The sequence below is a fragment of the Plantibacter cousiniae (nom. nud.) genome (genome assembly GCF_977070315.1).
On sequence record NZ_CDRVEU010000017.1, the window covers coordinates 46,751 to 67,380 of the forward strand.

At 58.9% G+C, this 20,630-nt stretch carries 21 protein-coding genes; 7 read left to right on the plus strand and 14 right to left on the minus strand.

Annotated features, from left to right (window positions below):
- Positions 1 to 184 precede the first annotated feature (184 nt).
- The gene (locus tag ACW55A_RS25810; RefSeq protein ID WP_003369702.1) at positions 185 to 1,111 is read left to right on the plus strand and encodes a GGDEF domain-containing protein; all 927 of its coding nucleotides are present in this window, start codon (positions 185 to 187) and stop codon (positions 1,109 to 1,111) included.
- 26 nt (positions 1,112 to 1,137) lie between these two features.
- On the opposite strand, the gene ACW55A_RS25815 is transcribed toward ACW55A_RS25810, so the two are convergent.
- The 7 genes from ACW55A_RS25815 to ACW55A_RS25845 form a co-directional block, all read right to left on the minus strand.
- Positions 1,138 to 1,920 (minus strand): iron-containing redox enzyme family protein, encoded by a 783-nt coding sequence (locus tag ACW55A_RS25815; RefSeq protein ID WP_003369700.1) that lies wholly within the window; start codon positions 1,918 to 1,920, stop codon positions 1,138 to 1,140.
- A gap of 30 nt (positions 1,921 to 1,950) precedes the next feature.
- Complete coding sequence (locus ACW55A_RS25820) at positions 1,951 to 4,413, minus strand: EAL domain-containing protein (RefSeq protein WP_003369698.1); 2,463 nt, start codon at positions 4,411 to 4,413, stop codon at positions 1,951 to 1,953.
- A gap of 123 nt (positions 4,414 to 4,536) precedes the next feature.
- Entirely contained in the window at positions 4,537 to 6,363 is a 1,827-nt protein-coding gene (locus tag ACW55A_RS25825) for an ABC transporter ATP-binding protein (RefSeq protein ID WP_128774996.1), read from the minus strand.
- Entirely contained in the window at positions 6,356 to 6,988 is a 633-nt protein-coding gene (locus ACW55A_RS25830) for a DsbA family protein (protein ID WP_003434392.1), read from the minus strand. Before ACW55A_RS25830 ends, ACW55A_RS25825 begins: the two co-directional genes overlap by 8 nt.
- A 3-nt stretch (positions 6,989 to 6,991) precedes the next feature.
- Entirely contained in the window at positions 6,992 to 7,945 is a 954-nt protein-coding gene (trhO, locus tag ACW55A_RS25835; protein ID WP_498811776.1) for an oxygen-dependent tRNA uridine(34) hydroxylase TrhO, read from the minus strand.
- A 173-nt stretch (positions 7,946 to 8,118) separates the two neighbouring features.
- Entirely contained in the window at positions 8,119 to 8,412 is a 294-nt protein-coding gene (locus ACW55A_RS25840) for a BolA family protein (protein ID WP_003369688.1), read from the minus strand.
- Positions 8,413 to 8,427: 15 nt separating this feature from the next.
- Positions 8,428 to 8,955 (minus strand): DUF2059 domain-containing protein, encoded by a 528-nt coding sequence (locus ACW55A_RS25845; protein WP_498811774.1) that lies wholly within the window; start codon positions 8,953 to 8,955, stop codon positions 8,428 to 8,430.
- A 169-nt stretch (positions 8,956 to 9,124) separates the two neighbouring features.
- Here ACW55A_RS25845 and ACW55A_RS25850 point away from each other — a divergent pair, with 169 nt between their 5' ends.
- A complete protein-coding gene (locus tag ACW55A_RS25850; RefSeq protein WP_003434389.1) occupies positions 9,125 to 10,519 on the plus strand; it encodes a class II fumarate hydratase in 1,395 nt (464 codons plus the stop codon).
- Positions 10,512 to 11,126 (plus strand): NAD(P)H-dependent oxidoreductase, encoded by a 615-nt coding sequence (locus ACW55A_RS25855; protein ID WP_455809467.1) that lies wholly within the window; start codon positions 10,512 to 10,514, stop codon positions 11,124 to 11,126. The genes ACW55A_RS25850 and ACW55A_RS25855 overlap by 8 nt, the downstream gene beginning before the upstream one ends.
- A 20-nt stretch (positions 11,127 to 11,146) precedes the next feature.
- Here the strand turns inward: ACW55A_RS25855 and ACW55A_RS25860 are convergent, their stop codons facing one another.
- The gene (locus ACW55A_RS25860) at positions 11,147 to 12,106 is read right to left on the minus strand and encodes a DMT family transporter (protein ID WP_455809468.1); all 960 of its coding nucleotides are present in this window, start codon (positions 12,104 to 12,106) and stop codon (positions 11,147 to 11,149) included.
- Between the two features lie 100 nt (positions 12,107 to 12,206).
- Positions 12,207 to 12,806: a tRNA-uridine aminocarboxypropyltransferase gene (locus tag ACW55A_RS25865; RefSeq protein ID WP_498811771.1), complete on the minus strand. Its 600-nt coding sequence runs from the start codon at positions 12,804 to 12,806 to the stop codon at positions 12,207 to 12,209.
- Positions 12,807 to 13,031: 225 nt separating this feature from the next.
- On the opposite strand from ACW55A_RS25865, the gene ACW55A_RS25870 reads away from it, so the two are divergent.
- A complete protein-coding gene (locus ACW55A_RS25870) occupies positions 13,032 to 13,331 on the plus strand; it encodes a hypothetical protein (protein ID WP_003369678.1) in 300 nt (99 codons plus the stop codon).
- An 85-nt stretch (positions 13,332 to 13,416) separates the two neighbouring features.
- Here ACW55A_RS25870 and ACW55A_RS25875 read toward each other — a convergent pair whose 3' ends face one another.
- Both ACW55A_RS25875 and ACW55A_RS25880 read right to left on the minus strand, forming a co-directional pair.
- Positions 13,417 to 13,539, minus strand: a complete 123-nt coding sequence (locus tag ACW55A_RS25875; protein ID WP_003418154.1) for a PA1414 family protein — start codon at positions 13,537 to 13,539, stop codon at positions 13,417 to 13,419.
- Between the two features lie 199 nt (positions 13,540 to 13,738).
- On the minus strand, positions 13,739 to 15,217 hold the full coding sequence (locus ACW55A_RS25880; RefSeq protein WP_058417417.1) for a DNA recombination protein RmuC: 1,479 nt from the start codon (positions 15,215 to 15,217) through the stop codon (positions 13,739 to 13,741).
- Positions 15,218 to 15,855: 638 nt separating this feature from the next.
- Here ACW55A_RS25880 and ACW55A_RS25885 point away from each other — a divergent pair.
- The 3 genes from ACW55A_RS25885 (at position 15,856) to ACW55A_RS25895 (ending at position 18,386) form a co-directional block, all read left to right on the plus strand.
- Positions 15,856 to 16,161 carry a hypothetical protein gene (locus tag ACW55A_RS25885; protein WP_003369674.1) on the plus strand — a complete coding sequence of 102 codons (306 nt, stop codon included), beginning with the start codon at positions 15,856 to 15,858 and terminating at the stop codon, positions 16,159 to 16,161.
- A gap of 475 nt (positions 16,162 to 16,636) precedes the next feature.
- A complete protein-coding gene (locus ACW55A_RS25890) occupies positions 16,637 to 16,861 on the plus strand; it encodes a hypothetical protein (protein ID WP_032074453.1) in 225 nt (74 codons plus the stop codon).
- Positions 16,862 to 17,102: 241 nt separating this feature from the next.
- Positions 17,103 to 18,386 carry an OmpP1/FadL family transporter gene (locus ACW55A_RS25895; protein ID WP_498811767.1) on the plus strand — a complete coding sequence of 428 codons (1,284 nt, stop codon included), beginning with the start codon at positions 17,103 to 17,105 and terminating at the stop codon, positions 18,384 to 18,386.
- Between the two features lie 224 nt (positions 18,387 to 18,610).
- Here ACW55A_RS25895 and ACW55A_RS25900 read toward each other — a convergent pair whose 3' ends face one another.
- Genes ACW55A_RS25900 through ACW55A_RS25910 form a run of 3 tightly spaced genes read right to left on the minus strand, consistent with a single transcriptional unit; the run spans position 18,611 to position 20,551 of the window.
- Positions 18,611 to 19,165: a glutathione peroxidase gene (locus ACW55A_RS25900; protein ID WP_072364824.1), complete on the minus strand. Its 555-nt coding sequence runs from the start codon at positions 19,163 to 19,165 to the stop codon at positions 18,611 to 18,613.
- Positions 19,166 to 19,223: 58 nt separating this feature from the next.
- Entirely contained in the window at positions 19,224 to 19,346 is a 123-nt protein-coding gene (locus ACW55A_RS25905; protein WP_003369667.1) for a hypothetical protein, read from the minus strand.
- Entirely contained in the window at positions 19,343 to 20,551 is a 1,209-nt protein-coding gene (locus ACW55A_RS25910; RefSeq protein ID WP_003434384.1) for an MFS transporter, read from the minus strand. The genes ACW55A_RS25905 and ACW55A_RS25910 overlap by 4 nt, the downstream gene beginning before the upstream one ends.
- Positions 20,552 to 20,630: the final 79 nt, after the last annotated feature.

Consider the following 20,630-nt stretch of genomic DNA (forward strand, 5'->3'; position numbering starts at 1 on the left):
AAACCGTCAAAAAGGCTGTTTCGAGCGGCTTTCCAAGTCAAGGAATTGCCGATCCGGCGCCACTGTCAGAGAGATGGCGTCAGCTAAACCACTGATTTTAATAAGTCTGGCCAAAAATGAACCGAATGGCACCACGTCCCCTCTAACCCAGCCAAGCCAGCAATATGTGCTGAGGAGCGAAGAGATGAATTTTCCTACCCAGACCCATGCAATCGACTTCGATACGGCTGAACTGCAACGCCTCGGTTTTAGAAATCGACCTGACGCAGTACTTCCACCCCCGTCACTGCCCGAGCTGGTCTATCAGCTTGGGCGACAACTGCAGACCAGTCTGGAAGCCGAGCGGATACTGACCCTGTTTTTTCAGGGCGTACAACGCTTCCTGCCATTGAGCGGCTTGATGTATCGGCATATCGAGAGCGACTTGCATCTGCGTCTGGGCGAGATGTCATCCGACAGCGCCAGTTTTCATCTGCGTCATGAAGGCAAGTGCATCGGCGAACTGGAGTTTCAGGGCGCCAGGCCATTCGACACCCGACAACTGAGCGACCTTGAGTCGCTGCTGGTCTGCCTGGTGTACCCGCTGCTGAATGCGCTGCTGTACCGCATTGCCACACAGACTGCCCTGCGTGACCCACTGACCAGCACCGGCAACCGCATCGCCATGGATCAGGGCCTGGCCCGTGAAATCGAGATTTCACGTCGCCACAAACAGCCCCTGTCCTTGCTGATGCTGGATATCGACCACTTCAAGAAAGTGAATGATGAGTACGGTCATCACACCGGCGACGATGTACTAAAGACTGTCGCGCAGAGCCTGAAGGCGCAACTGCGCAATATTGATCGGGTATTCCGCTATGGCGGTGAAGAGTTCGTGGTGATTCTGTCCAACACTGGCGCAGAGTCCGCTGAACTGATTGGTCAGCGGCTGTGCCAAGCCGTGCGAAACCTCGAGTTTCGCGAGCTCAGCCCGGCCTTGACCATGACCGTCAGCCTGGGTTGCTCGACACTGCTGCCGACTGAAACAGCCGACAGCCTGCTGCGCCGTGCCGATAATGCCCTGTACGTCGCCAAACGCGAAGGCCGCAATCGTATCGCCATGGCCAGCTAGCACTCTTCCTGCCTTCTCGCCCGCCCCTACGCCTCCAGCGCGGCAACACGTCCTCGCGGCTTGACCCTGTCCAGCTGCATGCAACGCTCAAGAAACAGGTACATGTAGTCGTAGCTTTTGGTAACGGCCTGACGCAGCTCGGCCTGCAATTGCACACTCGGCTTGTTACCCACCAACGTACAAATGATCTCAAGCGCCTCCCAAGGGTGCGCGTCGTCATACTGTGCATGCATCTTGAGCCACTTCATGGCTTTCTTGCGGGTCTCTTCAGGAAACGCTTCGGCGTATACACCGCTGGAGCAGACCACGGCCGACCATTCGCCGGTCGCCCCTTCAATGGCATAGTTGGTAGCCGCCATCGCCACGGCCAGCGAATCCGACGAGCTGGTCTGCCAGCACCAATGGCTCAGCGCATGCAACTCGGGCGCTACCCGCTGATCATGCAAGTCCTCAAGCGTCACGCCATGGGCCGCACACCAGTTGACCCAGTAGTCGGCGTGATTGAGTTCGACGCGGATATTGCGCATCAGCCAGCGGCGCGCCATGTCTTCACCAGGGTGACGACCGAAGCGGGTCTTGGTGAGGTTCTTGGCCATGTACACCGCGAATTGCTCGACCACTGGCCAGCCGCCGATCAGGTAGTGGCGCATGATCTGCGGACTCAACTTCGCGTCACGCATCTGCTGGTACAACTCGTGCTCGACCACGCGTGCCTTTGCAGCGCTGCAATCCTTGATCAACTGCTGCGCCCAGGCCGGATAACTGCTGGCTTCCATGAGCGGACCGGTTCTATCGAAAGCGTCGATCACTGGGTATCTCCTTATGAGGGTTTCAACTGATTAACGTAGCGTTCCTGGCGCGCCGAACATCAGGGGGTCAGGCCGTACGGGCTGAATATAAAGACTCTCGCAAGTGAACAATTCAGGGCGGGAAATCAGATAGCCCTGTGCAAAATCCACGCCCATTTCCTGCAATGCAGATTCGATCTGCGGCGTTTCAACGTACTCTGCAATGGTGCGTTTGCCCATGACATGGCCGATGTTGTTGATCACCTCGACCATCGCCTTGTTGATCGGGTTGTCGAGCATGTCCTTTACAAAACTGCCATCAATCTTCAGGAAATCCACCGGCAGGTGCTTGAGATAGGCGAAAGACGACATACCCGAGCAGAAATCATCAAGGGAAAACTGACACCCCAATCCCTTCAACTCGTTGATGAATCTGATCGCACTTTGCAGGTCGGCAATCGCACTGGTCTCGGTGATCTCGAAGCAGATCATCCCGGGCGACACGGCAAACGTGCTGAATTGCTGTTTTAAATATTCGAGGAACGTATCATCACCGATACTCGATCCAGACAAATTTATAGCACATAGTGCCTGCGGTACCTGATGCCGATCATCACTCTGGCACTGGGCTATGACTTTGAACACATTGTGTACCACCCAGCGATCCAGCGTGGTCATGAGTCCGTAGCGCTCGGCGGCCGGGATGAAATTGTCCGGTACGACCATTCGCCCAGACTCATCGCGCAGACGCAGGAGGATTTCAATGTGCCTCACCTCGCCCACTTCGCCCTTTATCGACGCGATTTCCTGCGCGTAAAGACAAAAGCGATTCTCGTCCATTGCCATGTGCAGCCGCTGTATCCAGGCCATTTCGCCGAAACGCATCGACAGCGTGAGATCATCCACACTGTAGGCCTGAACCCGATTGCGCCCCCTTTCCTTGGCCATATAACAGGCCATGTCAGCGGCAGACAATGACCCCTCCAGAGACGCAGGCGTGTCGCCGAGGTGCACCAGGCCAATACTGACGGTAGTCATGAATGGTCGACCTTTCCACATGAAATGCAGATGCTGCACCACCTCGCGCAACGCCTCGGCAATATCCAGCGCTGTTTCGGCGGGACAATCGACCAGCAAAACACCGAACTCGTCACCTCCCAGCCGGGCCAGCGTATCCCCGTCACGCAAGCCCTGCGGCAAAGCCCGGCACAGCTGACGCAGCAGTTCATCACCCGCCGCATGGCCACCGGTATCATTGACCAGCTTGAACTGATCCAGATCGAGAAACATCAGGCAGTGGCTGCGGCCCTGACCGCAGTCTTCGTCGAGCACTCGCTGCAAGCGGCGTTCGAATTCACTGCGGTTGACCAGGCCCGTCAGCGGATCATGGGCAGCCTGCCACGACAGATCGGCGATGTACTGCTGCTCCTGGGTCATGTCATGCAACACCAGCACCGCGCCACTGATCACGCCTTCGGTGTAGATCGGCGTGCCGACCAGCGCGACCGGCACCGTGCTGCCATCAAGCCGCTGGATCAGCTTGCTGTTGGCGCTGCCGCCCTTGAGCTTGCCGGTGATGATCTGCTCGACCAGCGTTGACTGGTCCTTCTGATCGTTTTCATCCAGTAGATTGAACAGCGCAGCCAGCGGAAGCCCGCTGGCCTGAGTGCTTTTCCAGTGGGTAAGCCCCTCGGCGGCGGGGTTCATGTAGACGATGGCGCCGGCCACATCGATAGTGATCACGCCGTCGCCGATGGACTCCAGCGTGATCTGCGCGCGCTCCTTTTCGAGTTGCAGGGCATCGGCAAACACACGTCGCTGGACGATCAGACGACGCACACGCAGCAGCGCCAGAAGAATCAATACCACAGCGGTGACCAGGTTGACCGCTATCAACAGGTTGAGGATCAGCCTGGAGCCTTCGCCCAGCGCATCACTGAACGCTCGCGCAGCAGGCGTTACGCCTTCATTGATGACATTGATCTGCTCGCGCCATTGATCGACTTCGGCGGCGCTCACAGCGCCCTGCCCGACCCGCTCATGGATGCGCCGGGCCAGTTCGTCGAGCTGCATGAGGTAGCCGTCACCCACTTCCCAGAAATGAATGACCTGCTTCATGAAACTGAAGTTATGGAAATTCAGGTACATCCAGATGATGCCGTTTACGTCATCCGGGTGATTGCCGCCCTGAATGATTCCACTTCTGGCCTCGGCCAGGGACGGATTGGGCTGATCGAGAGCCTTGCGCAGAGCATGGCCGCCCTGGGGGACGGAAAAGGCTTTTTGATACTTGAGGTAGTCACGCTCATCATGCCGATTGGCGTACAGGCTCAAGTAGTGAATGGCGTCCTTCTGCCCCTTGGACCAGAGACTCTCCCCCGCCACATAGCTGCGCACGGCAGACATGGTGTAGAGACTGACGCATCCCAGCAACGCCTGAAACAGCGCGACGGCAATGAAAGGCCATACGATGCCCAACAGACGGGGCTTGGAGAAGATCCATGGTTGCTTCATGGGTTTCACGTCACCACATGCCTGAATAAACGTCTAGCGCAGAGACTAGGCTAAATTCGCCCATGATGGCAGGTGATTCTCCCGCAATCGAGCCAACCTGTGCGCTGATAGAGGCTTCGCGCATCAGATTTGTTGCAAATGTCCGTACAGTTTGGCGTACAGACCTCCATCGGCAATCAACTGCTGATGGTCACCATCTTCCACAATACGCCCGCCATCGAACACCAGTACCCGGTCGGCCTGCTTCACGGCCGAGAGGCGGTGGGCAATGATCAGCGTCGTGCGACTGCGCAGAAAACGTGCGAGCGCCTGATGCAGGTTGTATTCGGTGGCAGCGTCCAGCGCCGAGGTGGCCTCATCGAGGATCACTACTTTGGGGTCGGACAGCACCATGCGCGCGATGGCCATGCGCTGGCGCTGGCCACCCGACATTCTGACCCCGGAGCGTCCGACCACGCTGTCCAGACCTTGTGGCAGATCGCGGATCGCAGAATCGAGTTGCGCAACTTCCAGCGCACGCCAGCAGGCTTCATCGCTGCAGTCGCGGCCCATGGTCAGGTTGGCGCGCACGGTGTCGTTGAACAGCGCCGGATGCTGCAGTACCACGGCGACGTTCTCGCGCACGGTTTCCAGGCCGATATCCTGCTGGCTGACACCGCCAAAACGGATCACCCCGGTGCGCGCTGTATAGAGCCCCAGCAGCAACTGCACCAACGTGCTCTTGCCGCCACCACTGGCACCGACAATGGCGACTTTTTCTCCCGGCGCGATGTTCAGGTTCAACTGGTCCAGGACCAGGTCTTCGCCATAACCGAAAGTCAGGCCACGCACTTCGACCCCGACGGTTTCCTTACCCTCGAACGGATCAGTACCGCCGGCATATTGCGGCTCGTCGGCGCGCGCCAGCAACTCATTGATGCGTGTCAGGGCACCGCCTGCGGCATAGTAGGCGTATTGCAGGTTCAGCAATTGCTCGACTGGCGTCATCATGAACCACAGGTAGCTGAACACCGCGAGCATCTGCCCGATGGACAGGTCCGAGAACAGCACGGTAAGCATTGCTGCGGCGCGAAAGATATCGATACCGAACTGGAACAGCAGACCGCTGGCACGGCCCGAGGCGTCGCTTTTCCATTGTGAATTGATTGCGTAATCACGCACTTCCTGCGCACGTACGCCCAGGCGTCCCAGAAAGAAGCCTTGTCTGTTACCCGCCCGAACTTCCTGAATCGCATCCAGCGTCTCGCTCAGTGCCTGGGTGAACCGCGACGTGCTGTCGTTCTCCAGCTTCTTGAGGTGCTTGACACGCTTGCCCAGTTTTACCGTGAGCAGGATGACCAGCGGGTTGAACAGCATGATCAGCAGCGCCAGCTTCCAGTGCATCCACATCAGAATGCCCGCAGTGCCTGCCAGCGTCAGCGTGGCCACCAGCAGACGACTGAGGGTTTCACCGACGAACTTGTCCAGCGTATCCAGATCGGTGACCAGGTGTGTGGTCACCGTGCCACTGCCCAGGCTTTCGTATTCACGCAGGGAAATACGCTTGAGCCGTTCAATCAGCCGCAGCCGGATACGATAGACGATGTCCTTGGCCAGCCCGGCGAACAGCCGCGCCTGCAGCACGTTGAACACCAGCGCTCCGACCCGCAGCACCAGTGTCAACGACAGCATCAGACCAATGTAGCCCGCCGCCTTTTGCCAGTTGCCAGGCAGCAAGTGATCCATGACCTTGAGCGCAGCATCGCCACGGCCCAGCAACACCTCGTCGACCAGCAACGGCAGCAGCAATGGGATAGGCACGCTGCACAGCGTGGCCAGCACTGCGACACCATTGGCCAGCCACAGAGCTTTTTTATGCCGCAGGGCGAGACGACGGATCTCGGCCCAGCTCAGCGCATCGCTGCGCGTGGTGTGCGACTGTCGGGCAGCCTCAGGCACTTCATCATGCACTGGCTGCACGCTCCAGCCATCGACCCAGCAAGGGCGAAAGGCTGCTCAGTGGCTGATAACCGTTGGTCAGCAGCGCCAACTGACCGTTGCGCTCGGCCAGCAGGGTGGGGAAGCCGGCGATGCCCAGATCCTGCGCCCAAGCGAAATCGGCGGCGGTGGCCGCCTGCCGCTGCGGACTTTCGAACTCATCGGCAAATGCCTGACGCGACAGCCCCGTCTGCTCGGCGAGTTCGGCCAGCACTGACGGACGCGTCACGTCCCGGGCCTCGCTGTAGAACGCACGCTGAATGAGCCCGACCAGTGCCCAGGCGCGGTCAGGGTCCAGCTGCCTTGCTGCAGTGACGGCCAGACAAGCGGGTGTGGTGTCATAGACAAACCCTTCCGGCAGCGCACCTTCACGAAGAAACGGCTGGCCGGTGGCCTCTTCGACCGCCTGCCAGTGCTCAAGAATGTAACGACGCTTGGCCGGCTCCAGCGCAGCACCTTCGGAGCGCAGACCGCCCATGACCAGATGCAGCGGCACACCCGCCGCCCGAGCCTGTTGCACCAACGCGTCGGCAACCGGGGCGAAGCCCCAGCACCAGGAGCACATCGGGTCCATGACATAGATCAGGCGGGCAGACATGGCTCAGGCCTCGGAGGGTAAACGATAGTTGCGACCGATCGGATGAGGCTGGTTACGTGCCTTGGCCAGTTCGATCTGCTTTTGCCGGTCGATGGCGCTACGTCGCGTCTTCTCGCTCAGCGAATCCCAGCAATGCGGGCAACTGACGCCAGGCGAGTAATGCTCGCTGGCGCGGTCCTCGGCACTGATGGGCGTGCGGCACGCGTGGCACTGATCATAATCGCCTTCGGTCAGGTCATGACGCACCGTGACCCGATTGTCGAACACGAAACACTCGCCGCGCCAGTGACTTTCCTGCTCGGGGACCTCTTCCAGGTACTTGAGAATGCCGCCCTTGAGGTGATAGACCTCTTCGAAGCCCTCGCCAAGCATGTAACTTGAGGCTTTTTCGCAACGGATGCCGCCGGTACAGAACATGGCGACCTTCTTGTGTACTGCCGGGTCGAAATGCGCCTTGATGTATTCCGGAAACTCTCGAAACGACGTGGTCTTCGGATCGATGGCGCCCTCGAAGGTGCCGATCGAGACTTCGTAATCGTTGCGAGTATCGATCAGCAGCACTTCGGGATCGCTGATCAGGTCGTTCCAGTCCTTGGGCTCGACGTAAGTACCGACGCTCTTGTTCGGGTCGACGCCTTCGACACCAAGGGTCACGATCTCTTTCTTGAGTTTGACCTTGGTGCGATAGAACGGCTGCTCGTCGCAGTAGGATTCCTTGTGATCGATGTCGATCAGACGCGGGTCGTTCTTCAACCACGCCATCAGACCATCGATGCCTTCGCGGCTGCCGGACACGGTGCCGTTGATGCCCTCGTCGGCGATCAACAGCGTGCCCTTGATGCCATTGTCGACCATCGCCTGCAACAGCGGCTCGCGCAGCTGCACGTAATCGCTGAGGGTGACGAACTTGTACAGCGCGGCCACGACGATCGGCTGAGTCATCGACTCTTGAGTCATGTATCTCTCCAGTGGCGACCCTCGCAAAGGGCCTACCGGGTAAAAAATTGCGGACCAAAAAAACGCACCGGCCAGGCGGCGCGGTGCGGATTCTAGCAAAAACCGGAGTACAGCAGACAGCTCGGCGGGGCAATCGCCCCCGGCAAGGGGGCCGGATCAGTAAAAAGCCCTGATCAGTGCCCGCCGGCGCAGGTCGGCGAAGCAGGCGCTGCACCGACCTTCGACCATTCTTCAGGCGTGTAAGTGTGCAACGCCAGCGCATGAAACTCGCCCATGAGCGGTCCCAGCGTGGCGTAGACCTTCTGATGCCGCTTGACCGAGTTCAAGCCCTGAAACTGATCACTGACCAGAACAGCCTTGTAATGGGTCTGCTGACCACGACTGTGCATATGACTCTCGTCGAGCACTTGCAGATGATGCGGTTGCAGCAGCGCAAGCGCCGACTCGATTCGTTGTTGCATGGTCATGATGGAAACCGCCTGTCAGGGCTTTTTGGCCGGAGCCGGAGCAGCTGCCTTGGCAGGTTCCAGTTCGGCAGTCATGTCAGCCAGCAGCTTGTTGACGACCGGAACAGCGCTTTCCAGCTTGCTCTGGGTCAGCTGGGCCGACTGCTGAGCCAGCTCAGGCATCTTGGTCATCACTTTCTTGCCCAGTGGCGACTGGTAGAACGCAACCAGATCCTTCAGCTCGCTTTCGGTGAAGTTGGCGGTGTACAGCTTGACCATCTCGGGCTTGAGCTTGTTCCAGCCAATGGCTTGGTCCAGAGCGGTGTTGGCCTTGGCCTGATAGGTTTCAAGCAGGGCTTTTTTCGATGCAGGTGCCTTGGTTTCAGCAAAACGCTGAGCGAACATCTGCTGAACCTGAGCGTAGACCGGAGCGCCCAGGCGATCGGCGTTGGCAAGCTTCAGGAACGTTTCGGCGCTCTCGTTGTGACTGGCGGTGTCGGCGAAGACCTGGCCGCTGGCACAGACCAAGGCTACCGCGGTACAAATGGCACGAAGACGGGTCATCGAGTTTCCTTATCTAGCAAACGAGGCATTACCCCAGGGCCGACCATTCTGCGCTTATCTGGGCTTTTGGCTCAACCCCCGGTTCACCCAGCGGTTAAAAAGCACTGCGCGGGAACCCTGTGGGCATATGGACACCTAACCCTGCAACGCACTTAAAGGAGTAAGACCAGTGAGCCGCACCGAAACCGATAGCATTGGCCCGATCGAAGTCCCCGAAGATGCCTACTGGGGCGCGCAGACCCAACGCTCACTGATCAATTTTGCGATTGGCGACCAGCGAATGCCGTTGCCCGTCCTGCACGCGCTGACCCTGATCAAGAAAGCTGCTGCACGTGTCAATGATCGAAATGGCGACTTGCCTGCCGACATCGCCCGCCTGATCGAACAGGCCGCCGATGAAGTGCTCGATGGTCAGCATGACGCGCAATTTCCGCTGGTGGTCTGGCAGACCGGCAGTGGCACGCAAAGCAACATGAACGTCAACGAGGTGATCGCAGGCCGCGCCAACGAACTGGCTGGCCAGGGTCGTGGCGGCAAATCGCCGGTCCACCCCAACGATCATGTCAATCGCTCGCAAAGCTCCAATGACTGCTTCCCGACGGCCATGCACATCGCCACAGCTCAGGCGGTCAAGGCGCAGCTGCTGCCCGCCATCGCCGAATTGTCCAGCGGGCTGGCCGAACAGGCCGCGCGGCACATGAAGCTGGTCAAGACCGGGCGCACGCACATGATGGACGCAACGCCGATCACCTTCGGTCAGGAGCTGTCCGGGTTTGTCGCGCAACTCGATTACGCGGAAAAAGCCATTCGCGCCGCCCTGCCCGCCGTTTACGAGCTGGCTCAGGGCGGGACAGCAGTCGGCACCGGACTCAATGCGCCCAAGGGCTTTGCCGAGGCCATTGCAGCAGAACTCGCCGCCCTCTCCGGTCTGCCGTTCGTCACGGCGCCCAATAAGTTCGCCGCGCTGGCCGGTCATGAGCCGCTCGCAGCGCTGTCCGGCGCACTGAAGACGCTGGCCGGTACGTTGATGAAGATTGCCAACGACCTGCGTCTGCTGGGCTCAGGCCCGCGTGCAGGGCTGGCAGAAGTCAGACTGCCCGCCAACGAGCCCGGCAGTTCGATCATGCCCGGCAAGGTCAACCCGACCCAGTGCGAGGCCTTGTCGATGTTGGCCTGCCAGGTCATGGGCAACGACGTGACCATCGGTTTCGCCGCCAGTCAGGGTCACCTGCAACTCAACGTGTACAAACCGGTGATCATTCATAACATTCTGCAGTCGATTCGCCTGCTGGCCGATGGCTGCAGCAATTTCAACGAGCACTGCATCGCGGGCATGGAGCCGGATGGCGAAAAAATGGCTGAACACCTGGAGCGCGGCCTGATGCTGGTCACCGCACTCAATCCGCATATCGGCTATGACAAGTCGGCGCAGATTGCCAAGAAAGCCTACACCGAGGGGCTGACCCTGCGCGAAGCGGCATTGGCCCTCGGCTACCTGACCGATGAAGAGTTCGACGCCTGGGTGCGGCCGGACAAAATGCTCGAGGCAGGCAGTAATGGCTGATGCCAGAAGCGGCGCAACGCCTCTGGAGGGCAATGGCAAACGAATCCTGATGGTCTACGGCACGCCGAAGACCATCAGTTTCTGCCACGCGCTGGGTGACGCGTATGCGCAGACGGCACGGGGCGAAGGGCATGTAGTGCGGGTTATCAAGCTCGGCGAACTGGACTTCGATCCGATTCTGCACAACGGCTACGATCAGACTCAGACACTTGAGCCCGACCTGCTCGAAGCCCAGCGCCAGATCCACTGGGCCGAGCATCTGGTCTTCGTCTATCCGGTCTGTTGGGGCGGTTTGCCGGCATTACTGACGGGCTTTTTCGACCGGGTGCTGACACCCGGTTTTGCGTTCAAGGTGCATGGTCGCAAGCATTCATCCAATGAGCTGCTCCGAGGCCGGACGGCGGAGCTGATGGTCGCCATGGACACGCCGCCACGCTACTTTCACTGGATATACGGCGCGCCGGCTCACCGGCAGATGGTGCGGACCATACTCGGCTTTTGCGGGATAAAGACCAAACGTCTGACCGAGTTTGCCCCGGTGCACAGCGCCAGCGAACAGCAGCGTCAGGAGTGGATTATTCAGGCGCAGGGGCTGGGCAGACGCTGATCTGCCCCACCACCCGCACGTCAGGCCTGCGCCAGCCGCGCCTTGCGTGCCCTTAGCCCGGCGACCAGCGAGGGGCCAAGCGCGGTCAGCGCCGATCCGGCCACCACCAGCAGCGCACCGCCATAACCCAGCATGTTCAACTCTTCAGCCTGCACGTAATCCGGCCACAGCCAGGCGGCAACCGCCACGGCGGTCAGCGTGACCAAGGGCGTCAGCGCGAGCGTCGCACTGACCCGCGAGGCCTCCCAATGCGCCAGCGCTTCGGCAAAGGCGCCGTAGGCCACCAGCGTGTTCAGACAGCAGGCCAGCAGCAGCCAGCCCTGCAACGGACTCAACAGCAACGCCTCGGCAGGGTGCGCCCACGGCGTGAGCAACAGGGCGCAAAACAGGTAGATCACCATCATCACCTGCAGTGAATTCCATACCGTCAGAAGCTGCTTCTGACTCAGCCCGTAGAACGTCCAGATGGTCGAGGCCAGGAGCACCACCAGTACGCCCAGGGTGTAATCGCCCAACGAGGTGAAAAGCTCCACCAGACGCTGATTGAAAAAGAACCCGAAACCCACCAGCAGCACCGCCAGACCGATGCCCTGCCCCAGACTGAAACGCTCCTTGAACAGAAAGATGCTGCTGATCAACAGAAAAATCGGACCGACCTGAACCAGCAATTGCGTGGTACCCGGGCTAAGCGACCGCAAGCCAATGAGATAGAGCACATAGTTGCCGACCAGACCGAACACGGCCAGCCCGACCAGCACCCTGCCCTTGCGTCCCAGCACCTTGAAACTGGGCAGGCGTTTGACCGACGCCAGCCAGATGAACAACAGCGCCCCGGACACAGCCAGACGGAACCAGGTCACGGTCACCGGATCCATCACCTGCAGCACCTGCTTGAGCTTGATCGGCAAAATGCCCCACAGCAGCGCGGTCAACAGTGACAGACAGAGGCCATAGACCCAGCGACCAGACGAGATGTGCATTGCAACTTCCGCAAGAGACAGAACAGAACACCCATTCTAGGCGCTGATCGGCAAAGCAACAGTTACAGCTGGGTGCAGTTAACGGCGCAAATTGTGTTCCTTACCGCTGGCCGCCGTGATTGCGCTGGTAGGTCTCACTGCCCATGGCCTGAATCTGACCTTCGATCAACGCATCGAACGGCTTGAGCAACGCATCGAACGAGGTGGGTGCTTCCAGCATCTGCAAGGTATGCACGATGGCCTCAAGTGTCGACAAGGCCTCAGGGCCGGGCGCCTTGCGCAAGCGATAACGCGAAACAGGCACGTCGCCCGGCGTCACCCTTGGCAGCTCGGCGAGCAAGGGGTTGAGGTGCAGCAGTTTGCGCGCCTTGCGCCACGTGCCATCCGGCACGACCAGCAGCATGGGCAGTGAATCCTGCGCATAAGGCGTCAGCGCCTGCGCAGCCTCACCCGGAAACAGCAATCGAGGCTGATAGCCGGGCGGATTCAGAATCTGCTGCAGATCGTCGAACACTTCGCCCACCAACAACTGCGCGTTGACCAGGCCGAGCGCGGCCAGTCGGGCGGTGTTCAAGGCATGGCCGACTTCATCGGGATGCTGCAGGATCAACACTCGCGTGCGGCTGTCCAGCTGCGGAATCAGGGCGCACAGACAATGCGTGGCAGGACGCAGACAACGCTCACAACGGGCGCGGGACATGGATCAGTACTCGGTCAATCTCACAAGGTTAAAGGTGCTGCACGGCACAACGAATCAGCGTTGCCACCAACCGCCTGTCGAACAGCCCTGCATTTTAAACAAATCGGCACCGTAACGGCGGGGCAATCCACAGCCGCAACGGCGATTTGAGCTAGCCTCATGGGTCTGGGCTGGAGAAATGAAGTACGCCTGTTGTATCTGACAAGATCCACATCAGGGGCTTTCATGAATCGCGAAGAGATCAGGCAAAAGGTATTCAACGCCCTAGGCATCATTCTAGTGGACAAGAGCGCGATTCAGGATGACGCCACGCTCGCCGATCTGGCCCTTGATGACGATGATATCGAGCTGTTTTTCCTCGAACTGAAGGAAGCCCTCGGCTTCACACTCACGGAAACCATCAGGACAGCGGTGATCGCCAGCCCCGGACAGTTTGCGTTGCACAGGATCATAGGACTGATTTTATTGCAGGAGACGGAAAAGGGCTCGATAGAGCCGAAGAACGAGCCCGGGCATCAGCATTAACGCCGGCTCTTGTATCGGGACGCCCTGTGCGCCCCGACGAAACTCAACATGCGCACTACCCTGTGGCCAGGATCAGGCGAGAAGCTTACCGGCGTTGACGGCGACGGTCGTCGTCGGCACGAACCGGAATGGGTTGCAGTTTTGGGCGTTCTATCAGACCCAGTGCAACGCCTACATCGTGGAGCCATTCTTGCAGTTTGCTATTCATAGAGCCCCCTTGAGGGAAATACTCGGCAGTCGATCCGTACTCATCACTCACTAGAGATCATAGAAGCAAATGAACTGTTAGCCGAGTGCAACGAGAAACAATTTTCCCGATGGAGCCAATGTGACAGTTGTGCAGCATCGCTTCTAGTCTTTGCGACGGACGGCCTGTTACTGAACATTACGCCGACGATTCGAGCAGCTCAGTCCGGCGGGCTGATCAGGCCATCATTATCGGTCATCGCCCGCTCCAGTAAATCGGCGGGCAGACTCTTGCTGGCCCGCGCACCGAGCAGTTTGAGTTGTTCGCTGCGGCTGATCAGGTTACCGCGCCCTTCGGTGAGCTTGTTGCGCGCTGCCGAATAGGCCTTATCCAGCTGTTGCAGGCGGTTGCCTACCTCATCCAGATCCTGAATGAACAATACGAACTTGTCGTATAGCCAGCCTGCCCGCTCGGCGATCTCACGGGCGTTCTGGCTCTGACGCTCCTGCTTCCACAAGCTGTCAATCACCCGCAACGTGGCCAGCAGGGTCGTGGGGCTGACAATCACGATGTTGCGGTCGAAGGCTTCCTGAAACAGATTCGGCTCGGCCTGCAAGGCGGCAGAAAAAGCCGCTTCGATCGGCACGAAAAGCAGAACGAAATCCAGACTGTGAAGCCCTTCTAGACGCTTGTAATCCTTGCCCGACAAGCCTTTGACATGGTTACGCAACGACAGTACGTGCTGCTTCAGCGCAGCCTGTCCAATCACCTCGTCATCGGCAGACACATATTGCTGGTAGGCCGTCAGGCTGACCTTGGCGTCGACCACCACTTGCTTGTCGCCCGGCAACATGATCAGCACGTCAGGCTGAAAGCGCTCACCGTCCGGCCCCTTGAGGCTGATTTGCGTCTGGTACTCACGGCCCTTTTCAAGCCCGGCATGCTCCAGCACGCGCTCCAGGATCAGCTCGCCCCAGTTGCCCTGGGTCTTCTGCCCCTTCAAGGCGCGTGTCAGGTTGGTCGCCTCATCACTCAAACGCTGATTCAACTGCTGCAGACGTTCCAGCTCCTTGGCCAGGGAGAAGCGTTCGCGCGCTTCGTTCTGGTAACTTTCCTCGACACGCTTTTCGAACGACTGGATACGTTCCTTGAGCGGCGTGAGCAATTGGCCCAACTGCTGCTGGCTGGTCTCGGCGAAGCGCTGCTCGCGCTCATCGAAAATCTTGCCCGCCAGTTCGGCGAACTGCGCGCGCAGTTCATCCCGGGAACCCTGCAAATCGTTAAGGCGCTGCTGATGGCCATCCTGCTGTTCGCGCAACTCAGCGTTAAGCGCGGCACACTGCGCATCAAGACGGCGCAACTCCGCCTCTCTGGCGGCACGTTCATGATTCCAGTCCTGCGCCGTTTCGCGCGCGTTATCGCTTTCCTGGCGCAGCAACTCGACCTCGCGGCGCAATGCCGCAAGGTCAGCCTGCTTGGCCGCATTGGCCTGACTGAGGTCGCTGACCTCGTCACGGCACGCATCCAGCTGGGCATTGAGACCCTCCTGCGCCATTTGCGCCATGCTCAGACGCTCGTCGAGCAGGGCGCTCTCGGCCTGGCGAGCGGCCAGACGGCGCTGCAAATGCCAGAGCAGGCCCAGCAAGGGCAATGCTGCTGCGCCGAGCCCCAGTAACAGGCTGTTCAGGTCCAGTGCCATAAAGACTCCATGCGGGCTGAATAATAAGGGCCAGCGGCAATTTGGGTAGAGCGTGATAGTGCAGCAGAAACATCGTCTCGGGTGAGACGGGATCAACAGGCGGGGGTAAAACGGGGGAACGGATTGTACGCGTTTTCAGCGCGGCACACAGCCCCTATTAGGGGGACATTTTGCGCGGGACAATCCACAGAAGCTGTGGATAACTCAGTGGACAACCCCCCTTTAACTTCCGCAAACGCAAGCAGCATGGGGCCTGCGCTCAAACTGACGATTTTTTCACCAGCTAAAAAAAACGATGTTTTTCATTGACTTAATAATTCACCATCATAAATCAAACCCTTAGCTTCGCTTGTGACAGTGATGTGGCAGCTTGTGCCGCTAATGTGCACAACTCATGAGCATGCCCCTTTTTCATCATTTCACGCGTCATGTAATGTTTGCTCAATTGCAACGTATTCTCAATGAATACAAGGCTTTCAGCAGGTTTTCAGGTGCTGGATCGACAGGGCTGACGACGCATTTCGAGCATTATTCGGGGCAATGAAAGCGACGCAGGCGACAAATTGCACAAGCCGCGGTCCAAGCACTGGCAAAAATGCACCTCACCCTAATTCACCAACGATTCAGTGAAGGAATCCATGAAGGAGATCGCCAGGTTCTTCCTGCTGTTGTTGGCCGTCTGCCTCGTCGCCCTGGCAGTCAGTATCGTACTGCCACCCCCGGACGGCGGCGTGTTCGCCTACAGCGTGCTGCTGTCGGCGATTGCCCTGATGCTGATCATCTGCAGCGATCTGAGCAACGGGCGTATCAACGCGACAGGCGATATCATGCGCGCCATCGAAAGCCGCAGGTCACTACGGCTGACCGTAGCCGCCTACCTGCTGGGCTGCTCGATGGTTGCATCGGTTACTGTACTGATCTATCGACTGGTCGGGCACTGGTGAAGATTCATTCACTGCAACTTGCAATGTTTCGATGAGGCGGGTAATATCGCCGCCGTTAGTACCAAGCTGAAAATCAATTCCGGTCGACAAGTCCCCCGACAGACACTCCTCCATGCGACGAGAATGTTGGCAACAAGGGATCGACCACCTCGATGGTTTCCAGATATGAACCTCTCGCGCTGATGCACCATTTGGGGTGACAGTGCAGTTATGGCTCTCATGGTCTGCTTCAACCAGCCTGCAATTGATCAGGATCTTCACCCGGAGCGTAGAACCTTTGCTCCTGTTGTGTTGCCTGCCCTCCTAAGTACCTACCGGTCAGCCAGAGCGCCATACGATAAAGCGCGCTTCAACTGCCTGTCTTTGTTCCAGTCAGGTTCTCCGCCCAGCCAGGCTTTGGTATCAAATGTCGGCCCGCGTTTACTGGAATCTTTATTTTTGCACGGTATTGTTCCGTGTTGCTTCAGGAAACACCTTGAATATGAATACTCAGACTCAACATGCAATTCACACATTGACCAACGCTTTTGCCCCGATGAACTGCCTGATCATGGCCGCTCGCAAAGGCTGCTTCAGCTTCACCATTGTCAATGAACACGGCATCGCCCGCCACAGCGAACGCCTGTACCCCGATCAGTACGCCAGCGCCGAGCCGCTGCAGGCCGTGATCGAGCGTACCCGTCAGGCCCTCATCGCCTGACGAAAACGCTGCACCGCAAGCTGAAAGCCCCGCACTGCAAAGGCGGGGCTTTTTTTATGCGCGCTTTGTATCGTCTGCATCACACAATGCCTGCAGCACTGGAACTTGCTCTAAATTGCAATTCCTACTCCCTTGACGGGATTGTCCTACAAGAATAGCTCTAAATCGGGCTCCTCAGCCTATAGCGCGCCGTCGAAAATGTTGGTAATTTTCGACCGGTGAACAACAAGGAGTTCTAATAATGAAAATAATGACAAAAGCACTGAACCGGACAACGCTTGGACTCGCACTGGGTCTGGCCTCTTCTCAACTGCTCGCTGCCGGCTTTGCCCTCAACGAACAAAGCATCAGCGGCATGGGCACCGGCTTTGCAGGTCGCTCCTCGTCAGCCGATGACGCAAGCACCGTATTCGGCAACCCTGCCGGTATGTCCCGCATCAAACGCGAACAAATCAGCGTCGGCGCAGCTGCCGTGATCGCCAAGACCGACATCGACAACGGTCGTGGCACATTTGGCGGCACCAACGACGGCGATATGGTTCCGGTGGTCGGCGTACCCATGGGCTACTACGTCAAACCAATCGATGATCACTGGGCATTTGGTCTGGGCGTGTACGTACCGTTCGGCCTGGTCACCGATTACGAAAAAGGCTTCGCTGGCCGCTATTTTGGCGACAAGAGTCACGTCCAGGTCGTGACCTTCCAGCCGACCGTCAGCTATGCATTCAACGACAAGGTCTCCATCGGTTTCGGCCCGACGATCAACCGTATCGACGGCGAGCTGACCTCTGCGACCCTGAATACTGGCTCGCTTGGCCGTAACGACGGTAAGGTGAAGATCGAAGGCGATGACACCGCAATCGGCTTCAATGCCGGCATTCTGGTCCAGGCTACCGATACCACCCGCCTGGGCCTGACTTACCACTCCAAGGTCGATTACAAGCTCAAGGGCAAGACCAAGATCGAAGGTTCGGGCTTTGGTCCGTTCGGCGGTCAGAAGTATGACGCTTCGCTGGACATCTCCACGCCTGAGTCCGTGGACTTCTCCATCACCCAGCAGATCGACGAGAACTGGACGGTCTACGCCGGCAGTACCTGGACTCGCTGGAGCCGCCTGCAAGACATCACCGTCAACAACGATGGCGTCCCTGCCCTGCTGGGCGGTTCCGCAGGTCCAATCGGCACCATCACCGAAGAACAGAACTGGCACGACACCTGGGCGCACGCCATCGGTGCTTCTTACAAGGTCAATAAAGAGTGGACGCTGCGCACCGGCTTCTCCGTTGATCAGTCGCCGACCAACAACGTCAACCGCTCCCCACGCATCCCGACCGGCGATCGCAAGATCATCAGCTTCGGTGCAGGCTGGAGCCCGACCGACGACCTGACCATCGACGTGGCGTACTCGTACCTGCGTGAAGACGAAACCAAGATCCGCGACTCCAGCGCGACCAAAGGTTCGTACAGCGCCGACTACCGTAACACTGCTCACGGCCTGGGCACTTCGGTTACCTATCGCTTCTGATAGCAACTGCCAGGCTGAAAAAAGCCCGCAACCAGTGATGGTTGCGGGCTTTTTTATTGCGTGCCTGGAGCGCTCAGACCTGCATTGATTGACTATCGTGCCGATGCTCCGCGTCGGCATGCAGTTCTGGGCGCTCTGCGTCCTCTTTGTGGCGCTCCGCGTCACACAAGGGTTTGCGATGCCAGGTCGATTCAGACAAGACTCAAACCGCCCTTTTTTGCCCCCTAAGGCTTCGACGCAATCGCCTTCTCAATGGCTGCGATCAGCTCCGGATCATCCGGCTTGGTCATGCTGGAGAAGTTGGCGATGACCTTGCCCTGGCGATCAACCACGTATTTGTAAAAGTTCCAGCGCGGCGCACTGCTCTGCTCAGCCAGCACCTTGAACAAGTGGGTCGCATCGTCACCGCGTACCGCCTGCGGCTCGGTCATGGTGAAGGTCACGCCATAGTTGACGTAGCAGACCTTGGCGGTCTCCTCACCATCCTTGGCTTCCTGTTTGAAATCATTGGACGGCACGCCCAACACCTCGAGCCCCTGCCCCTTGTAGCGCTGACTCAGCTCTTCAAGACCTTTGAACTGCGGGGCGAAGCCGCAGAAGCTGGCAGTATTGACCACCACCAGCGGCTTGCCGGCGAAGCGTTTGCACAGGTCGATGTTTTCCTTGGCGCGCAGCTTGGGCAATTCGCCTTGCAGCAATGGCGGGCAGTCGGCAGCCATCGCTGCACCGCTCACGGCCAGCAGCAAAAGAGGGATCGAAAGAAAGCGAATGTTCATCATGGCGGCCCTGAATATTGTTGTCGTCTGCCGACACGCTACCCCATGCCGGAGCGTCTGCCTAGCAAGCGCCCATTCCCAGTTGCAGAGCGGCCAGCCCAACATGCTGCCAGGCCCACCAGAGTAATCCCAGCACCACCGCGCCCACCAGCAGTGCCATCAGCAAAGGCCATCGCCGACTCATGCCAGACTGCCCTGCGCCTGCAAGCGCGCCACCGGGCGCTCGCGCACCGGCCAATTGAGCGCCGCCGCGAGCAGACTCAGCAGGATCGAGACTTGCCAGATCAGGTCGTAACTGCCGGTGCGGTCATACACCAGCCCGCCCAGCCAGCCACCGAGGAAGGCGCCCAACTGGTGAAACAGAAAGACGATGCCGCCCAGCATCGACAGGTTACGCACACCGAACAGTGTCGCAACCGTACCGTTGGTCAGCGGCACGGTCGACAGCCACAGCAAGCCCATCGCCACGCCGAACAGATACGCCGTGGTCTGACTCAAGGGTATCCAGAGAAACAGCACGATCACCACCGCGCGCAACAGGTAAAGCACAGTCAGCAGCCGGGGTTTGGACATGCGCCCGCCCAGCCAGCCTGCGGTATAGGTGCCGAAGATATTGAACAGGCCAATCAGGGCCAGCACTGTAGTGCCAACCTTGGCGGGCAAGTGCTGATCCACCAGATAGGCCGGTAAATGCACGCCAATGAAGACCACTTGAAAACCGCAGACAAAGAACCCCAGCGCCAACAGCCAGAACCCCGAATGCGAGCACGCCTCGCGCAGCGCCTCGCCGAGGGTCAGTTCAACGCCGGTGGATACACTCGGCGTATCCTTGAGCATGCCCACCAGAGGCAGGATCAACGCCACCATCACACCCAGCACCAGCAAGGCGCCGGACCAGCCCAGCCAACTGATCAAACCCAATGTACCGGGCAGCATGGCGAACTGACCGAATGAGCCGGCGGCGCTGGCGATCCCCATGCCCATACTGCGTTTTTCCGCAGGCAGCGCACGCCCCACGACCCCCAGGATGACCGAAAACGATGTGCCGGACAGACCGATACCGATCAGCAGACCGGCGCTCAATGAAAGGCTGAGGGAAGAATCGGCGGTACTCATACACAGCAGACCTGCTGCATACAGCACACCGCCGACGAAGACGACTTTCGCCGCCCCGAATCGATCTGCCAGCGCACCGGCGAAGGGCTGCGCCAGGCCCCACATCAGATTCTGCAGGGCGATGGCAAAGGCAAAGACTTCACGCCCCCAGCCAAACTCGGCACTCATGGGTGCCAAAAACAGACCGAAGCCGTGCCGCGTACCCAGCGAAAGCGCAAGAATCAACGCACTGCCCAGCAGAACCCAGCCACTGGTACGCCAGATCGATGTCATGGTTAAGCTCCCTGCGCTTTGTGTTACATGGTTTGACCCGCAATTCGCGAAGCTACGCGGTGCCGGTAAAAGCTGTCAA